This window comes from Methanoculleus sp. UBA303, from assembly GCA_002501655.1.
Lineage (GTDB): Archaea > Halobacteriota > Methanomicrobia > Methanomicrobiales > Methanoculleaceae > Methanoculleus.
The window spans coordinates 20101-37276 of record DANY01000052.1 but is presented as its reverse complement, the minus strand read 5'-3'; the positions used below and the strand labels follow the sequence as shown (position 1 = coordinate 37276).

The 17176-nt window shown below is 60.8% G+C and carries 13 protein-coding genes and 1 tRNA gene; 8 read left to right on the top strand and 6 right to left on the bottom strand.

What is annotated here, in order from left to right; translation table 11 throughout:
- Positions 1-369 precede the first annotated feature (369 nt).
- A complete protein-coding gene (locus tag BP846_RS12590; protein WP_292396019.1) occupies positions 370-948 on the top strand; it encodes a DUF2121 domain-containing protein in 579 nt (192 codons plus the stop codon).
- 123 nt (positions 949-1071) lie between these two features.
- Here BP846_RS12590 and eif1A read toward each other — a convergent pair whose 3' ends face one another.
- A complete protein-coding gene (eif1A, locus tag BP846_RS12585; RefSeq protein WP_292396027.1) occupies positions 1072-1389 on the bottom strand; it encodes a translation initiation factor eIF-1A in 318 nt (105 codons plus the stop codon).
- A 556-nt stretch (positions 1390-1945) separates the two neighbouring features.
- Between eif1A and BP846_RS12580 the strand changes: the two genes are divergently transcribed.
- The 3 genes from BP846_RS12580 to BP846_RS12570 all read left to right on the top strand — a co-directional run bounded on the left by BP846_RS12580 (position 1946) and on the right by BP846_RS12570 (position 3817).
- A complete protein-coding gene (locus BP846_RS12580) occupies positions 1946-2206 on the top strand; it encodes an RNA recognition motif domain-containing protein (RefSeq protein ID WP_292396016.1) in 261 nt (86 codons plus the stop codon).
- Between the two features lie 400 nt (positions 2207-2606).
- Entirely contained in the window at positions 2607-3386 is a 780-nt protein-coding gene (locus BP846_RS12575) for a class I SAM-dependent methyltransferase (protein ID WP_292396011.1), read from the top strand.
- A gap of 152 nt (positions 3387-3538) precedes the next feature.
- Positions 3539-3817 (top strand): DUF2795 domain-containing protein, encoded by a 279-nt coding sequence (locus BP846_RS12570; protein WP_292396008.1) that lies wholly within the window; start codon positions 3539-3541, stop codon positions 3815-3817.
- A gap of 80 nt (positions 3818-3897) precedes the next feature.
- Here BP846_RS12570 and BP846_RS12565 read toward each other — a convergent pair.
- Together BP846_RS12565 and BP846_RS12560 are read right to left on the bottom strand one after the other, a co-directional pair.
- Positions 3898-3982 (bottom strand) — tRNA-Leu (locus BP846_RS12565).
- 37 nt (positions 3983-4019) lie between these two features.
- On the bottom strand, positions 4020-5714 hold the full coding sequence (locus BP846_RS12560; protein WP_292396005.1) for an AMP-binding protein: 1695 nt from the start codon (positions 5712-5714) through the stop codon (positions 4020-4022).
- Between the two features lie 128 nt (positions 5715-5842).
- On the opposite strand from BP846_RS12560, the gene BP846_RS12555 reads away from it, so the two are divergent.
- Positions 5843-6397 carry a TATA-box-binding protein gene (locus BP846_RS12555; RefSeq protein WP_292396024.1) on the top strand — a complete coding sequence of 185 codons (555 nt, stop codon included), beginning with the start codon at positions 5843-5845 and terminating at the stop codon, positions 6395-6397.
- A 452-nt stretch (positions 6398-6849) separates the two neighbouring features.
- Here the strand turns inward: BP846_RS12555 and BP846_RS12550 are convergent, their stop codons facing one another.
- The 3 genes from BP846_RS12550 to BP846_RS12540 are packed head-to-tail and all read right to left on the bottom strand — an operon-like array spanning position 6850 to position 11050.
- Positions 6850-9582 carry a DEAD/DEAH box helicase gene (locus BP846_RS12550; protein ID WP_292396003.1) on the bottom strand — a complete coding sequence of 911 codons (2733 nt, stop codon included), beginning with the start codon at positions 9580-9582 and terminating at the stop codon, positions 6850-6852.
- Complete coding sequence (locus BP846_RS12545; RefSeq protein ID WP_292396000.1) at positions 9527-10282, bottom strand: metallophosphoesterase; 756 nt, start codon at positions 10280-10282, stop codon at positions 9527-9529. The genes BP846_RS12550 and BP846_RS12545 overlap by 56 nt, the downstream gene beginning before the upstream one ends.
- 6 nt (positions 10283-10288) lie before the next feature.
- Complete coding sequence (locus BP846_RS12540) at positions 10289-11050, bottom strand: hypothetical protein (protein WP_292395997.1); 762 nt, start codon at positions 11048-11050, stop codon at positions 10289-10291.
- Between the two features lie 188 nt (positions 11051-11238).
- On the opposite strand from BP846_RS12540, the gene BP846_RS12535 reads away from it, so the two are divergent.
- The 3 genes from BP846_RS12535 (at position 11239) to BP846_RS12525 (ending at position 17043) form a co-directional block, all read left to right on the top strand.
- Positions 11239-12207: a replication factor C small subunit gene (locus BP846_RS12535; RefSeq protein WP_292395994.1), complete on the top strand. Its 969-nt coding sequence runs from the start codon at positions 11239-11241 to the stop codon at positions 12205-12207.
- 13 nt (positions 12208-12220) lie between these two features.
- Entirely contained in the window at positions 12221-15400 is a 3180-nt protein-coding gene (locus BP846_RS12530) for an LAGLIDADG family homing endonuclease (RefSeq protein WP_292395992.1), read from the top strand.
- A gap of 1049 nt (positions 15401-16449) precedes the next feature.
- Entirely contained in the window at positions 16450-17043 is a 594-nt protein-coding gene (locus BP846_RS12525) for a hypothetical protein (RefSeq protein ID WP_292395989.1), read from the top strand.
- The last annotated feature ends 133 nt before the right edge of the window (positions 17044-17176 follow it).

The following is a 17176-nucleotide window of genomic DNA, read 5'->3' as shown; positions in this document are numbered from 1 at the left end:
GCTGACGGGGAGGGGTCTCCCCCGCCCCTGGCTTGCGCAAAGATCCGCACACCCATCACCCCGCCCCCATGGCGATACCCCAGGGAAAGCCGTGCCCCGGATTGCAATCAAGCGGGAACACCCAGATGAGATCTCAACAAAGTTGAGTATCAGTTGTTTCGTAGGGCACTACCCCCATTTCCCGCCCTGCATCTCCCCGATTATCCGTCGTCCGGCTGAAGAGACGCATCCGCTCTCATTCTGGTCCCGGCAGCGACAGGAGAACGATGGAACGGTACCCGGCGGGGCATCAACAGATTGATACCGTGTGCGAGAGAGTGAAGGATGTGCGCAACTTCCCGCTCCACACCGGGAGTTTGGGGGTACTGTATGACTCTTGTGATCGCATTCATTGGGGAACAGGGCGCCGTGATGGCGGGGGATATGCGGGAGATTGCATTCCAGGGGGACGACTCCTGCATCGATGAGCTGGAACGCGAACTCTACAGCGGCTTGATCGCTTCCGACGACGACCTGAAGGAGCGGGCGGCTGAGTTTGGCGTGACGATCAGGGTCAGGGATGATAAAGCCAAGGTTTCAGAGCAGAACGGGGTGCTCATCGGTGAGGTGACCGAAACCGGGGAATCGGAAATCCATAGGAGGAGGCTGTACGCTACAAGAGGGAGTTACGCAATTACCGAGGTCATCGACTCCCGGTTACGGGTAACGCAGAGAGGCAGGGCAAGCAACTTTGTGGTACTGGGAAATGATATCACGAAGCAGATTGCCAGCCAGTGCATCGAGAGAGCGTGGGAGGGAGGAACCGTTCCAGACGCCATGCGGGTCGTCATGCTCACCATGCAGATAGCGGCGAGCGTGACGGCGTCGGTGAGCAGAACGTTCATGCTGGTGCACACCGATCTCGCGGCAAACCTCTCTGACGCCATCGATAAGGATTCCCGGGAATGATATTGCCGGAAAGGATGAATCCCGGATTGTGCCTGCCCGAAGGGTCTATCTCCGCTCCCGGGAACTCTGGTGCGGGTCCTGCCGGAGGCTGACGACGGCGTCTCAACCGTAGCGCAGAAGGTATTATTGGCTGAGGTAGTTATGCTTCTTGAGCCAGTCTACCTGGGGCCTGATGTAACGATAGATGATATCGCACTTCTCGTCCTGGAAACTCCAGGGAACAACGATCAGGAGATCGCCTTCGCGTATCCAGAGCCGCTTCTTAATCTTGCCCTTGATCCGCCCCATGCGTGTGACGCCGTCCTCGCAACGGACGCGGATGTGGTTGGCCCCGAGCATCAGGTCGGCCCGGCCGAATATCTCCCGGTTTCGTTTCTTCGGTAATCGTACCCGTACAATTTCCTCGCTTTCGCTGTTTTGTGATCCTCGTCTATTTGTCAGTTAATCAACTCCGTGACAGGCGGTGGCGCAGTTCGCCTGCCGGTTTTACTGGAGGTGTATACTAATGACCCAGGCCACCATTAATGTATCTGTAATGGGAATATTCACGGAATTCGGGTCTGCCGGGAGGATCTGACATATACAGGGTGCTGGTGGGTGTTGATCCGACACCCATGCCCGCGGTCTGCCTGAAATAATCTGTCGGGGTGAGATGGTGAGAACGGTCCTTGCCGCACCTCAACCAGTACGGCAGGCGGTGCCGCACGTCGTCAGTGTTGCACACGTCGCCGGGAGATGACGGGGGCAGGCACGAGGAGACTTCGTCAGGCCGGAGGAGTATCGTACTCTACGCGGCATACGTTCAACCCGACCTCTCAATTTAGAGTAGTATATTGCCCTGATTTTTTTATCAGGGGTGTTAATCGCCATGTAAGAAAGCGCAACTTCATCTCCCCGTGCGTACCTGCACCAGGGCTGTTGCCCCAATTCCACTGCCCGGGGTTTCCTCCGAAGGGTAATTAAGGTTTGAGCATACATGAGTAAAGAGGATCTTTGAATGGAAAGCAGCAAGCTGTACGTCGGCAACCTCACCTACTCGGTAAATGAAGAGCAGTTGAAAGAATTGTTTGGCCAGTATGGGACGGTAAATGACGTCAGAGTCATTGAACGCAAAGGGTTCGGGTTTGTTGAGATGTCCAGCCCTGAAGAGGCTGAGAAAGCAAAAGAAGCCCTGAACGACACTGTATTTGAAGGCCGCACCTTAAAGATCGACGAGGCCCGGCCTCCGAGACCGAGAAGCGACTTCCAGCGGTATTAAGGTTTTACCCGGAAGAACAGTACTCCAAATATCTCCCATTTTTAAAGAGTCGGGGTTCAAGAGAACCTCATCTCTGATTGACCGGTACGTGCGGTCACGTCACCAGTTCCTTCGTCACCCCGCCCGGGTTATGGTCACTCATCCCCCGGGGAAGAACGGCTGCCGGAACAGCAGAACGAAGAGAGAACCCGGTAGCAAGGGCTCCTGGACCCCAGAACCAGCATCCTCTGAAACAGGCGGTCAAACAATCCTCCGGCACCTCATGGCGAAGCCCGCCCATGACTACCTATTATATACATGCAGCCAGGTATATCGCGACAGGTGATGCGCAATCAGATCCGACACGTCCGGGGCGAAAAATCCCCTGGATGCTCTCCGCGGCGAGCACGCTGACCATCCGTTGAGGGCGGTTATAGGGAGAGATGATGTCTATAATCACTACATCGATTCCACACAGAAGGCTCTCTACGCCCGTGTCCTTCCCCTCAGAGAGGACTTCGAGGTCCTTGATTTCGGGTGCGGGAACGGCCGATGGGCACTCTGGTTCGCACCAAGGGTAATCCGTGTCGTGGGGGTCGATCTCTCGCCTACGATGGTGAGCACAGCACAACGGCTCGCGTCGGAGCGAGAGGTCCGGAATGCCGACTTCACCGTTCTCGGCGACGGGGCGCCATTTCCCGATGGCTCCTTTGACCTGGTGAACTGTGTCTGGGTTCTCAAGTACATCCTCTCCGGCGCTGAGGCAACGAAGACAATCGCGGAATTTTCGCGCGTGACAAAACCGGGGGGATACGTCGCCATCATCGACCAGGTGAACTGGTCAGGGGATCTCCTCGTCGAGACTGAAGGGTACTATCGGGGGAGGGCACTCTACCGGACGCCCGGGTCCTACATCGAGGCGTTCAAAAACCGTGGTATGCACCTCCGGTACCATGCTATAACCAACGCCTCGCCTCTCTTCTGGGCCTATTCGCGAGTGCAGAGAGCGCTGTACGGGCCGGCCAAGACATCGCTCAGACCAGGCCTGCGATGGATCGCGGCAGCCAGTGTCCGGGGGGACCTCCTGACCGGACGGGCGATGAGGTTCCGGAGCGGCCACCATTTCTTCCTCTTCCAGAAGGAGGGGGAGGCGGATGGATCGGAGAGGGGAGGCATCCCATCCCCCAAACCGGGTTCGTGACCGGCCGGCTGCTATCCCGGACTGAAACTACCTTCTCGCGATATCATCGACATTTCAGCCTAAAAATACAGCAACATTTTTATTTGACTGGAGCTATGGGGCTGGGCGTGTGTCCCGCAGTGCGGGATGCAGTCAAACAGGCGGTGAGAAGCATGGCAGAAGAGAGGAGAAGCGTGATAGAAGAAGAGAGGCCCTCGGTTAAGGGTGGACATGCCTCTGCGGCTCAGGCTGGATCGGTCGAAGAACTGAGTGCGTCTGCATTCCAGAAATACCTCCACGGCATGGACTACCCTGGCGGGAAACAGGACCTGATCAGCCTTGCCCGGAAGAATAACGCGCCAGACGCGGTGATCCAGGTCCTTGAGATGTTCAGCGACAAGACCTTCCACTCCGCAGCCGATGTAAGCCAGGAGTTTGGCAGGGTCAAATAATTTCACCTATTTTTGGGTATCTCAAAATGCCCCGTATCCTCGTTATCCAGGCAACGTTTCACGGAACAGAGAAGAAAGAATGCGAGGGGAGCGATTCGAACGCTCGAACTCCTACGAGACTGGGCCCTGAACCCAGCGCCTTTGACCTGGCTTGGCAACCCTCGCGCCTAATACCGTAGCATCTCCAACAAAATAAAGGTGTTTACTCTCCGCACTTCCGGGTGGGGTGGGAGTTGTTATCCATAAACTGCTTCATCTCCTTTTCGCGGAGTTCATACCGCTTGATTTTGCCGGAGATTGTCTTCGGGAGCGACTCCACGAACTCGACCGCGCGGGGGTACTTGTAAGGTGCCGTCACCCGTTTGACATGCTTCTGGATATCCTTGACCAGGGATTCCGAGGGGCGGTACCCGGGTTTGAGAACGACGAAGGCCTTGACGACCAGCCCCCGGATTACATCGGGCGACCCGACGACGGCCGCCTCCTGCACGGCAGGGTGCTCCATGAGCGCGCTCTCTACCTCGAACGGCCCGATGCGGTACCCGGATGACTTGATGACATCGTCGTCGCGCCCGATGAACCAGAAGTAGCCGTCCTCATCCATGCATGCCTTGTCGCCGGTGTAGTAGAACCCATCCTGAAAGGCCCTGCGGGTCTCCTCTTCGTTGTTCAGGTAGCCGCGGAAGAGACCGACCGGACGCGGGTCCAGTTTGATAGCGATGCGTCCCTCCTCCCCGACGCCGACCGGCTTCCCGTCGTCATCGTGGAGTTCGATGTGCCAGCCCGGTGACGGCCTCCCCATGGAGCCCGGTTTACACTTCATGCCGGGGAACGTCCCGATACAGAGCACCGTCTCGGTCTGGCCGTAGCCCTCGTGGATCATCCTGCCCGTTCCCTCATACCATGCCCGGATCACCTCAGGGTTGAGCGCTTCGCCGGCGCTGCAACAGTGGCGCATGTCGGCGAGATCGAACTTGTCGAGGTCGGCGAGGATGAGCATACGGTAGATGGTCGGGGGGCAGCAGAACGTCGTGATCCCGTACCTCTCCAGCAGCGGCAGGATCTCTGTGGCATGGAACCGGCCGCGGATGTCGTAGACGAAGATACACGCGCCGGCGATCCACTGGCCGAAGAGTTTTCCCCACGCGCTCTTGCCCCAGCCGGTATCGGAGATCGTCAGGTGGAGGTCGTTTGGGTGCAGGTCGTGCCACAGGCGCCCGGTGACGATGTGCCCGAGGGGATAGGTGTGGTCGTGGACCACCATCTTCGGTTCTCCGGTGGTGCCTGAGGTGAAGAAGATCAGCAGCGGGTCAGTCGATCTGGTCCGGTGCATGCCGGGGAGGTTCACCAGTTTGTGCGAGCAGGGCGCGGGGTAGTCGAGTTCGACGGGGTAACTGACCCACCCGTCCCGCGTGCCGTCGACCATGAGCCGGACCGCGAGTGTGGGGCACTCTTCCCGAATCTCCTCGACCTTCTCGGCATACTCAGCCAGGGTGATGATCATCCTGATGTCGGCCGCCTGAATGCGGTATTTCAGGTCTTTGGGGGTCAGCATCGTTGTTGCGGGGCAGTACACAGCGCCGAGCTTGATGAGGGCGATGGTGAAGATCCACCATTCGGGGGTTCGGGGGAGCATCAGCATGACCCGGTCGCCCTTCTTGATGCCGTATTTCAGACAGATGTTGACCGCCTGATTCGAGAGGCGCATGAGGTCGAAGAAGGTGTATTTCTTCTCGTTTCCCTTCTGGTCGGTCCAGATCATCGCCAGCTTATTCCGGTCCTTCTTTGCCCATGCGTCGATCACGTCGAAGCCGAAGTTATAGAATTCAGGGACGTCTATCGTAAAGTTCGCGCAGAGGTCTTCGTAGGATGCTGGTCTTTGCTCGTCATCTGTCATAACGTGATCAATAAATGTTTGCGCGCTCAGGGTTTAAAGAATTCACGACAGCGAAGAACGCTCCGCATCCGGAATGCCCATAAAGATTATCCATTAGTATTATGGTTCGAAAAATGATACTCATACCGATGGATGAGAAGGGATACGAGTCACTGAAAATTGAGAACATCGTTGCCTCCGGGGCGATTGCCGACTCGATCGACCTCGAAAAAGTATCTAATAAAATAAAAAACTGTGAACTGAATACGAAGAGGTTCCCGGGGGCGGTCTACCGTATTGAGAAGCCCAAGATTGCGTCTCTGATATTCTCTTCGGGAAAAGTGGTGCTCACTGGTATCAGGAAAAAATCGGACCTCCGTCCGGGCCTGGAAATCATCATGCAGTCGCTCCGCGATGCCGGTATCGACACCTACGATGTGCCGCAGGTCGCGATCACGAATATGGTCTGCTCGTATGACATGGGCAGGTACATCAACTTAAACAAGGTGGTCATCACCCTCAACCTCGAGAACATCGAGTATGAACCCGAACAGTTTCCGGGGCTTGTATACCGCATCGAGGACCCGAAGATTGTCGCCCTCCTCTTCAGTTCCGGCAAGATCATTCTGACCGGCGGAAAGAATATCGAGGACATCAAGAGAGGACTTGATTTCCTGGAGCAGCGACTCGAAACCATTATGTGAAACTGGTTTTCCAATTTTTGATGAGGGGGTCCCGGGGGCCCCGATTTTTTGTGCGGGTGTAGTTCACCCGCTCAAGAGACTTTCTCTGCATAAGTCGTCGGTTTATCCGCCCGGAGGAGGTCTGTCTATTGTTACTCGCAGCCTCACGGTGCTCACGCTCCTGTATCGAAGCCTGACGGCTTCTCAAACTCCGGACGTTTCGTCCGTCGCACCCTCCGGCCAGTCGCGCTTCGGAACATCCCCGGATACGGATTTTCACCAGGTATCGCCACGGTCCCCTGTATCGGGCTTGCCTAAAATCCCGGCATCCCTGTCGCCACCGCAACCCCGGGTTGCTCAAGTTTGTGATCCGGACTGAGCCGCTGTCTTTCCCCTGGAGGTGCGCTCTCCAACCGGGCAAGGGTTTAGGATGACACACCAGAAAGAGGTCAACCACCGCAACCCCGCCCCCCCTACCAGAACCGGTGTGTCTTGACATAGTTCCGCTCGGCCTTCAGGACCTCGCGGTAGAAGGCGTCCCCTTCGGCCAGGGTGGCGAGGATCCGGGATGCCGCCTCCGGGCCGACGCCCTTTGCGGCGAGGGCGGTCACCGCCTTCTTCCCGCTCGAGAGGACGATGTTTGCGTTCCGCAGAAACCGGACCTCGACTGCCCGCTCCTCCTCGGACTTGTTCTTCTTCTTCACCGCCGGGATGAACTGCTCGTCCCAGGGTTTCAACGCCGCGATGAGGCGGGCGCTACAGAGCGGGCACTGCGGCCGGTCGGGGACCCGCTCCACGACGGTCCGGCTCTTCCACTTCCGGCAGTGCATGCAGAAGAGGACGACATCTTCCTTCTCCAGGCGCCGCATCAGCGTCCCGATCACCGCCTGGTCGACCAGCGGCGGCGGGATCATGTCCCGGGACGACGAGAGCCCCTCGCTCCCGAGCGGGCTTAACCGCCCGGTGGTGACGGTAAGGTGGCCGTCGCGAAGGCCTGAGAGGATCTCCTGCGCCGCATTCACGTCCATCGAGCTCGCGAAGAGTTCCCGGTAGGCTTCGGCCGCTATGACGGTCTCATCGAAGAGATCGATGAGCCGGTGGATGCTGAACCGCTCGTAGTCGGCGTCCGCATCGATGGCGCCGAACTTCTTCGCCACCTGCACCAACTTCCACTTAAAAAGCGCCGTCCGCTTCAGGGCGAGTTTCAGGATCCCCGGGAGGTGCGCGGGGTCGAGTGCGGCGATGGTCTCCTGGACCTCGAGCGCCCGGACATCTTCGGGCAGGCGCAGGAGGAACCGGTAGGCGCCGACCTCGATCCCGACGGTCGTCCCGTAGCGGGCCGAGAGGAGGACCGAGAGCGCCCGGGCCAGCGCCTCGTTCGCCTTGTGCCCGCCGCAGACGTTGCAGACCACCCCCTCATCCGCGTTCTCGAGGGTGATGAGGCGGTCCGAGGGGACCGGGTAGTTGCCCTCGTCCATCCGGGCGATCGACCGCTCCGCATAGGCGATCGCACCGGAGACGCTTGTGTACCGGCCGAACGCCCGGGTCCTCCGGAGCGCCCCGACCTCCCGGGCGACGGCAAACGGCACGGGGATCTGCTCGCCCTCCCACGACGGAACCTCTCCTCGCGCCCGGGCGGCCGGCTCGACCGTGATCCTGCCGCCCTCGATCTCGAGCACCTGCCAGAGCTGGCCTTTGGTGATGAAGATCGCGCCGGTGTGCATCCACCCGAGAACGAACGACTCGTCGAGCGTCCCGACCGTGCGGCGCGAGACGATATCGAAGATCTCCATCTTGCGCTCGTCGTGGATCATCGAGAGGTTCTCGATGAGGTAGCGCCGAGCCCGCCCGGTCCGGATGATCCGGGAGCCGTCGAGCCGGATCAAGCGGTGCTCCGCCATCTGGCTGCAGACGGCATCAAGCAGCGGCCCGCACCCGGCAAAGACGCTTGACTGCTCGACGATCTCCCGGACGCGGGAGACCTCGATCTCGGCGTACTCGACCGCTATCGCCGCTACCTGGTTGGCGAGCACGTCGGCGGCGCCGGCGGGCGGGACTATCCGCTCGCACTCGTTTGCCTTCGCCCGGCGCGCGATCACGAACGACTCCAGGAGGTCGTCGAACCCCGTGGCAAGGACGGTGCCGCGCGAGACGGCGTCGAGCTGGTGGCCGGCCCGGCCGACCCGCTGCACCAGGCGCGAGACCTCACGGGGAGAGCCGAACTGGACGACGTGCTCGATCTGCCCGATATCGATACCGAGTTCCATCGACGATGTGGCGATGAGCGTCCGAATCTCTCCCTTCCTGAACCGCTCCTCGGCATCGACCCTGACATCCCTTGAGAGCGAGCCGTGGTGGACCTCGACGTCGCCGCGGGGAAAGAGCTGGTGGCCGAGGGCCTCGGCGGTCACCCGGGTATTGACGAAGACGAGGGTGGAGCCGGGCGCGTCAAGACAGTCATCGACGGCCCGTGTCTGGGCGGCGAAGTCTTCCCCGGCAAACCGGACGGTGATCTCAAGGCTGCTTGCGACCGGCACCTCCACAAGCGAGAACGCCCGGGCCCCGCAGAGGAACCGCCCGATATCGTCCGGGTTCCCGACCGTCGCCGAGAGGCCGATCCGCTGGAACTCCCCCGCGTAGGCGGCCAGGCGTTCGAGCGCCACCGCGAGCTGCGCTCCCCGCTTGCTGTCGGCGAGTTCATGGATCTCGTCGATGATGACGTACCGGATCTGTTTGAGGTGTTCGCGGAGACGCTTGCCCATGAAGAGCGCCTGGAGGGACTCCGGTGTCGTGATCAGGAGATCGGGCGGATTGAGCGCCTGTTTCCGCCGTTCGTTCTGCGGCGTGTCCCCGTGGCGAACGCCGACCGAGAGCCCGAGCTCCCGGCACCACCACTCCATCCGGGTGAGGATATCCCGGTTCAGGGACCGGAGTGGGGTTACGTAGAGCGCCTTAAACCCCGGGCCGGCGGTCTCGAGGAGCCGGTCGAAGACCGGGAGCATCGCGCTCTCGGTCTTTCCCGTGCCGGTCGGCGCCACCAGGATCAGGTTCTCCCCCGCAAGGAGCCGCGGGATAGCCTGCTCCTGGGCCTCGGATAATCCGGTAAACCCGCGTTTCCGGATGACCTCCCGCACCCTCGGGTCGAGGAGATCAGCCGCCGCCGTCTGCGGGGCAGAGCGTGGCCGGGGAGCCGACGTACGTGCCATCTGCTAAAAACACCTCCGCGTTCTTCTCATCTATGCACCGGGAGAGGGGGCCGATCCCGCTCTCCCGCAGCCGCAGTATATCGATACCTCCCGCAAACTCGTTGAAGGCCGGGACGAAGAGGAGCCGGGTGCGGTCCTCCGGCGGCGCCTGTGTCCCACACGGTCCCTCAAGCCCCGAGTAGAGGTAGGCCGGCCGGGCGCGTGCGGCACACCCGACGGTGTCCACGAGCGAGACGACCGGGTGGTGGTGGCCGAGGACGATGAGGTGGCCGAAGAGGTCAGGGACAGGGTGGGTGTGGCCGTGGAGGTAGCCGACACCGTCGATGAGCGCACCCCCGGGAGGCAGGAGTTCTCCCGGTTCGAGGAACCGCCCGATGCCCCCGTCATGGTTCCCCGGGGCGACAGCAAGCGGCACGCGGTCGCGGAACGCTTCGAGAACGCCGGGGAGTTCCCGGTACTCCTGCCTGCTCGTGACCGGGACGTTGTGCTTGACGTCCCCGAGGAGGAGGAGGAGGTCGGGCTCTGTCTCCTCGATGCAGGCGACGACCCGGCCGGCCCGGGAAGCGCTCCGGCTCGTTATGTGGACGCCGTGACGTTCGAGGCCCGACTCGATGCCCATGTGCAGGTCGGCGACGACCAGAACGCGCCGGCCCTGCTCGACCAGGAGGGCCGGGCCACTCTCGATAAAATGCAGGCGCATAACGTGTTATATCAGTTTTATCATGCCCGATGCAGGCTGGTAGCATTCCCCTGCAGCGAGGAGTTCCTCAAGCGCAGCGCGTGCGTCCCGCGCGGAGAGGCCGGCTCGCACCCCGGCGGCGACGGCGTCGTCGATACCGATGCCCCGCGCACCTCCCTCATCGCCGAGGGCGGCAAGGAGGATCTCACGCCCGGCGACGGGCGCGATATCGCCGGGTGTGATATCCGGGCGGGCGCTTGCAAGCGCTGTCCGCACCATCCCGGCCATGCCCGAGATCTCTTCCTCCGTCGTCCCGTAGAGCCGGAGAGCGGTTGCGGCCCGGTCGTTGCCGCCGCCCCCGAGAGCCTTCTCGAGCGCTTCGAGCCGGTCGAGCGTCGCGCCGGCGGTCTTCTGCACCCAGAGGTCGCGGACGGTGCGGTCAACAACGTTGATCGCCTCGATGTCCACCGCTGCATACGCCCGTGACCCGGAACCGGTGAGCGTCGCCCGGCCGGTGACGGCGACGAACGCAGGCGGTTCAATGTAGCCGAGCGTCTCGACCGCATCCGGGCTCTGCCAGTCCACCGTGACCCGGAAGGCGTCGGTGGGGTCGGCAATCCGCGCCTGCATGATGTCGCCGCTCCCCCTGCGTTCGGTGAGGGCGCCGACGATGAAGAGGCGGCGGCACCAGGCGCCAGTGGGCGTCACCACGTATGAGCCGTCCCCGGAGTCTACCGTATGCCGCGCGGCGGAGAAGTCTCGCGCAAATACTCGTTCTGCAGGTTCCATAATGCCGTCCGTATCAGGAAAGGAGCGCCGGGTACCGGTGCAGGAGATCCGGCAGGCCGGATCACCAGGCAGACTCCCGGTATTCCCATAGTCTCTGTACCCTACTCATTCTCTCTCAACCCTCTAAAAGGGATCACTGGAAGAGATGTCGATGCTTTTACGATGCACGAGCACCAACTTCTATCCAAATGGACGGTAACCACACCATCTGGATAGAGAAGTATCGGCCCAGAAGACTCGATGAGATGGTCGGACAGAAGGAGATCGTGGTGCGCCTCCAATCCTACGTGAAGACCGGTAACCTGCCGCACCTTCTCTTCACCGGGAGCGCCGGGATAGGGAAGACGACCGCCGCGGTGGCGCTCGCGCGGGAGTTCTTCGGCGACTCCTGGCAGATGAACTTCCGGGAGATGAACGCTTCCGACGAGCGCGGTATCGACGTCGTCAGGAACCAGATCAAGCAGTTCGCCCGGACGTCGCCGCTTGCCGGCTCGACGTTCAAGGTCCTCTTCCTCGATGAGGCGGATGCGCTCACCACGGATGCACAGGCCGCCCTCCGGAGGACGATGGAGACCTATGCCCGAACCTGCCGGTTCATCCTCTCGTGCAACTACTCTTCGAAGATCATCGACCCCATCCAGAGCCGGTGCGCCATCTACCGGTTCAGGCCGCTTGACCGGGAGGCGGTCATCGAGGAGGTCCGGAGGATTGCCGCAGCCGAAGGCCTCACCGTCACGGAGGGGGCGCTTGACGCCATCGTCTATGTCGCTTCCGGGGATATGAGGAAGGCTATCAACGCCCTGCAGGGGGCTGCCATCCTCCGGCCCACCATCGATGAGGAGATGATCTACGAGATCACCGCGACGGCCCGCCCGGCGGAGATCAATGAACTTCTCGACCTCTCGATTGCAGGAAAGTTCGATGAGGCGGAACAGGCTCTCTCCGAACTGACCCGCGGCCGGGGCATCGCCCCGAACGAGTTGATCAATCAGTGCTACCGGGCTCTGGTTCAGCGCGACATCGACCGGACGCTCAAAGTGAGATTGATTGATGCTCTCGGCGAGACCGATTTCCGCCTCTCGGAAGGGGCAAGCAGCGACATCCAGATGGAGGCGCTGCTCGCCCGGTTCGTCCTCGCCGCAGAGGAGCACCGGTGAAGAGGTTTCGGCCGTGCCTGAAGAGGTAACCGTTGAGGTCACCGATGTCGTCGGGGAATGGACGAAACTCCTGAAGAAGCAGTACAAGCGGGAGCTCGCCGAACTCTCCCGCGAGTACCCCCATAAGCGGTCGCTCATCATCGATTTCCGGAAGATCCTGAATAACCGGCTGGCGTTTGAGCTCCTGCGGAGCCCGGGCAAGGTCCTTGGGGATGTCCGGGACGCGATCGTCCAGAACAAACTCATTAAACTCAAGGACGGCCAGGACCCGGAACTGATCAACATCCGGTTCACGAACCTGCCGCAGAGGACCGACGTCCGGGATATCAGGGCCGACCAGATCAACACGTTCGTCGGCATCGAGGGGATCCTCCGGAAGACGACCGAGGTGCGTCCCCGGATCGTCAGCGCGGTCTTCCGGTGCCGTTCCTGCGGGAAGAACACCGAACCGGTCCCCCAGGGCTACGGGCGGTTTGATGAGCCGGACTTCTGCCCGAACTGCGAGCGCAAGACCCGGCTCGATCTGGTCATGAACCGGTGCCGGTTCGTCGACGCCCAGAAACTCCGGATCCAGGAATCCCCGGAAGGTCTCCGGGGCGGCGAACAGCCCCAGACGCTCGATGTCGACGTCACCGACGACCTCACGGGCATCGTCTCGCCGGGCGACCGGGTGGTGGTGAACGGTATCCTGCGGTCGGTGCAGAGGATCAACTCCGGCCAGAAGAGTACGCTCTTTGACATCTACCTGGAGTGCAACTCCATAGAGGTCGCTGAGAAGGAGTTCGAGGAGGTCTCGATCACCGAGGAGGACGAGGCGGCGATCATGGCACTCGCCCGCGACCCTTCGATCTACAAGAAGATCGCCCGGTCGATCGCGCCGACGATCTACGGTACCGACGACGTAAAAGAGGCGATCGCGCTCCAGCTCTTCGGCGGTATCGCGAAGGATATGCCGGACGGCTCCCGTCTCCGCGGCGACATCCACGTCCTCCTGGTCGGCGACCCGGGTATAGCAAAGAGTCAGATCCTCCGCTACGTCGTGAAACTCTCACCCCGTGGTATCTACACAAGCGGCAAGTCTTCGACGTCCGCGGGGCTGACGGCGACGGCCGTCAAGGACGAGTTCGGCGACGGCCGCTGGACGCTCGAGGCCGGCGCGCTGGTCCTCGCCGATATGGGTGTCGCCGCCGTCGATGAGATGGACAAGATGGCGAAAGAGGACCGGAGCGCGCTTCATGAGGCGATGGAGCAGCAGTGCTACGATGACGTGACCGAAGTCCTCACAGAGGGTGGGTGGAAGTTATTCCGGGATGTAACCACAGGCGACCGTATCGCGACGCTCTCCCCCGCCGGGAGGCTTGAGTACGCATCTCCATCCGGTTTCGCGGCATCGGAGTACGACGGGGAACTGTACTACGTCAGATCACGGCAGGTGGACCTCGCGGTCACGCCGAACCACCGGATGTACGTCAACCTGAACCGGCGTGCCGACGAGTGGGAGGGGTTCCGGTTCATCCGCATGGACGAGATTCCCATCCACAAGAGGATGCGATTCAAGAAGAACGCTGTCTGGGCGGGGGAGCGGCAGGAGACCTACGAGATCCCGCCCGCCGTCAAGTTCGCGAACCAGAACTCCGAAGGAAAACTTACCGAACCCATCACGGTCAGGATGGATGACTGGCTTGAGTTCCTGGGCTACTTCCTCTCCGAGGGGTCCGTCCAGCGGCACCACCAGACAGGGGTCCCCTACCGCGTAATCATATCGCAGAAGATTTCTGAGTCGGCCGAGAAGATCCGGCAGTGTCTTGAACGGCTGCCGTTCCGGTTCACCCACGACGGCAAGAACTTCGCGATCAACGCAAAGCAGCTTGCAGAGCACCTCGCACCTCTCGGCAAATGCCACGAGAAGTACGTCCCCGAGTATGCCAAACGCCTCCCCCCTGAGCAGATCGGGATTCTGCTCGACGCGCTCATGCTCGGGGACGGTTACGTCAACAAAACGACCGGGGTCTCGATATACACGACCTCTTCAAAGAGGCTCGCCGACGATGTCACCGAACTCCTGCTGAAGAAAGGGTGGTCCGGGAACATCCACCTCATGCGGGAGGCCGGGGCCGTCGCGCCCAATCCCCGGGGCGGGACCTCGACCGCAACCCACGATATCTTCCAGGTGACCTTCATCCGCGACGGCCAGAACGAGCCGAACGTCAACTCAAACGGGCAGCGGCATATCGAGACGCGCCCATATAAGGGCACGATCTACTGCCTTGAGGTCCCGAACCACACGCTGTATGTCCGGCGGAACGGCATCCCGGTCTGGTGCGGCAACTCGATCTCGGTCGCCAAGGCCGGGATCACCGCGACCCTGAAGTCCCGGTGCGCGCTCCTCGGCGCTGCAAACCCGAAACTCGGTCGATTTGACCAGTTCATCCCGATCGGCGAGCAGATAGACATGCCGCCCTCGCTCCTCTCCCGGTTCGACCTCATCTTCGTGATGACCGACCAGCCGGAGGCCCAGCGCGACGGGGCCATCGCCCACCACATCATCAAGACTCATTCCGTCGGCGAGTTGATCAAGCAGCACGCATACACGCCGTTGCCTGACGTCGATGATGCATACATCCAGCGTGCGCTTGCGCCCGTCATACCCGACATCGATCCCACGCTCCTGCGGAAGTACATTGCCTACGCTAAAAGGACCTGTTTCCCCATCTTAAGCGACGGGGCGCAGGAGGCGTTGATCGCCTACTACATGCGACTCCGGGACCTCGCGAGCGGGAACAAACCTGTCCCGGTCACCGCCCGGCAGCTCGAGGCGCTGGTCCGCCTCGCGGAGGCGAGCGCCCGGATGCGGCTCTCGAACACCGTCGATACGGAGGATACCGACCGGATCCTCAAGATTGTGGACGCCTGTCTCCGGCAGGTCGCCTACGACGCCGAGACCGGGAACTTCGATATCGACAAGCTCGTGACCGGCGTCACAAAGTCACAGCGCGATATCATCCGGTCGGTCAAGGAGACGATCCGGAACGTCTGCGACGACTCCGGCGGCCAGGCGAGGGTCGATGAGGTCATCGATATCCTTGTGCAGCAGGGCTTCTCCCGCGACAAGGTCGAGCACACCATCGAGCAGCTGAAACGGGGCGGGGAACTGCTCGAACCCCGGCACGGGCTTATCAAGTTGATCGGGTAGGGGTCCTGCCCGCGAGGGACCCATAATGCTGCTCCAGGCGGGCCGTCTGAAGGATGAACGGCCCCGTCCCTCACCCCGGCCACCCTGCCTGTAAAAGGCCCAGTCCACCACGAGCATTGTGAGACAATCCAGATGGTCACCCTCCGGAGGTAGAGGGAGGCCTTCCCGGACGTTTCCCGGCGGGCGTGCTGCGGCCTCCACACTTCGGCGGCGAACGTCTCTCTCTCGCCGCTGCGCACAACCTCACGGAGAGGTGTCGTTTGTCTGGTAGGGTTAACTGCTCCAGGGTGACCGACCGGCGACCAGGAGTCTCCCTGGCGGCTGGCGTCCCCTTTCGTCGGGGTCCTGCTTTTCTGCTGCCATCCGGCACTCGGCGCTGCAAAATCGTATGTCCTCGGGCATGGCTTGCCGCTCCATCAAAACCTCTCGCCCGCAATATTCGCAATAGATTGGTTCCGGCATTACGACTCACCGGTGATAGGAGAGGCGCGCCGGGAGATAAATTTTTCCGCTGGTCGCAGAAAACTGCTTCGTGAATCCGATCTAAGCCGTTCTCGTCGATGAATCCGGTGGGAAAGGCCGGCGGGAGAGGTACGCCCTTAAGGCGAGTATGCCGGGGTGGTTTCATGCAGCCCGCTTCAGCGTAAACCGAAACGCCGCCCCTTCTTCCGGCTGGCCACGGCACTCGATCCTCGACCCGGACACTCCCACCGTAACGCGCAACAAGGGTCCGGACAGTCAACTGCCACCGGTTCCACGCCCCGCCTCCAGGGCCGGGATCGATCGCTCCGCTTTTTTAAACAACCGGCAGATGCGTGAAGAAACTGGAGGGAATGTATAAATAGATCCAGGCCCGGGTCTTTGTGTAGACCCGGACCGTATTCGCAAAACCGCGGAGGTTTATCCTATCCGTCCAGGGCCAGACTGCAGGGCTGGCACAAGGGCAATCTGGTGCTAACCCTTGAATATCGAAATTACTCAATGAATTGCGTGATAAATGACGATGAGTTCACGTTCACGATTCCTGATGGCGCATCGGTGGTGTATGCATGAAGATTGATCCTATTGTCAAAGAGGAATTGTGGCGTTCAGTTGCAACCTTTGGAGTCTCGCTTATCGTCACCGCGTTCATCATCACAACAGACTACCTCCCATTACCAGCATTTCTGTTGCTTCCCCTGCCATTGATGATCACTGCAGTAGTCGCCTGCGTTATGGTGTGGTATAGACGAAAAGAATGCCTTAACGACCCCGATCCAGCGAATATCCTTCTTCATGCGCTTCGATTGGGGAAGCATGGAGAAAGGAAGGCGGTCGATGGTGTTCTTCTCATCACGATCTTTTTGATCTATCTCTACGTGTCCCATGCGTATTCCATCAACCAGGTGCTCTGGCTCCCCGTCCTTCTCATCATCGGCATTTTTCTGACACGGATCGTCTTCACCGACGGCGGCGAGCACCGCGTCACCCTCGCACGATCGGTTGTCTTCTACCTCCTGGCTGCCGGGATTGTCCTTCTGCGCCGTCTGGCACTGGGGTATCCGGTTATTCCCACTCTCCAGGGGGTCATACTCGTCGGTATCATCGCTTATCCCATTCTCTACATCTGGGAACGGCGGCGTGGACAGGAGGTAGCGGACTGATGACTACCGTCTTTTTGCGATACTCATGACTCGTAATTATCTGCCGTTGCTATGGAAACCGTTACTCGCTCTTGCGACACCAGCCAGATCTTCTCGTTCTCACCCCTCCCGGGGGCACATCCTCTAATTACCA

Coding starts and splice junctions, on each gene's coding strand:
- BP846_RS12560 (WP_292396005.1), bottom strand. CDS start 5,714: ATGACAGATGACGAGCAAAGACCAGCATCCTACGAAGACCTCTGCGCG.
- BP846_RS12580 (WP_292396016.1), top strand. CDS start 1,946: ATGGAAAGCAGCAAGCTGTACGTCGGCAACCTCACCTACTCGGTAAAT.
- BP846_RS12525 (WP_292395989.1), top strand. CDS start 16,450: ATGAAGATTGATCCTATTGTCAAAGAGGAATTGTGGCGTTCAGTTGCA.
- BP846_RS12535 (WP_292395994.1), top strand. CDS start 11,239: ATGGACGGTAACCACACCATCTGGATAGAGAAGTATCGGCCCAGAAGA.
- BP846_RS12590 (WP_292396019.1), top strand. CDS start 370: ATGACTCTTGTGATCGCATTCATTGGGGAACAGGGCGCCGTGATGGCG.
- BP846_RS12555 (WP_292396024.1), top strand. CDS start 5,843: ATGGATGAGAAGGGATACGAGTCACTGAAAATTGAGAACATCGTTGCC.
- BP846_RS12545 (WP_292396000.1), bottom strand. CDS start 10,282: ATGCGCCTGCATTTTATCGAGAGTGGCCCGGCCCTCCTGGTCGAGCAG.
- BP846_RS12550 (WP_292396003.1), bottom strand. CDS start 9,582: ATGGCACGTACGTCGGCTCCCCGGCCACGCTCTGCCCCGCAGACGGCG.
- BP846_RS12570 (WP_292396008.1), top strand. CDS start 3,539: ATGGCAGAAGAGAGGAGAAGCGTGATAGAAGAAGAGAGGCCCTCGGTT.
- BP846_RS12540 (WP_292395997.1), bottom strand. CDS start 11,050: ATGGAACCTGCAGAACGAGTATTTGCGCGAGACTTCTCCGCCGCGCGG.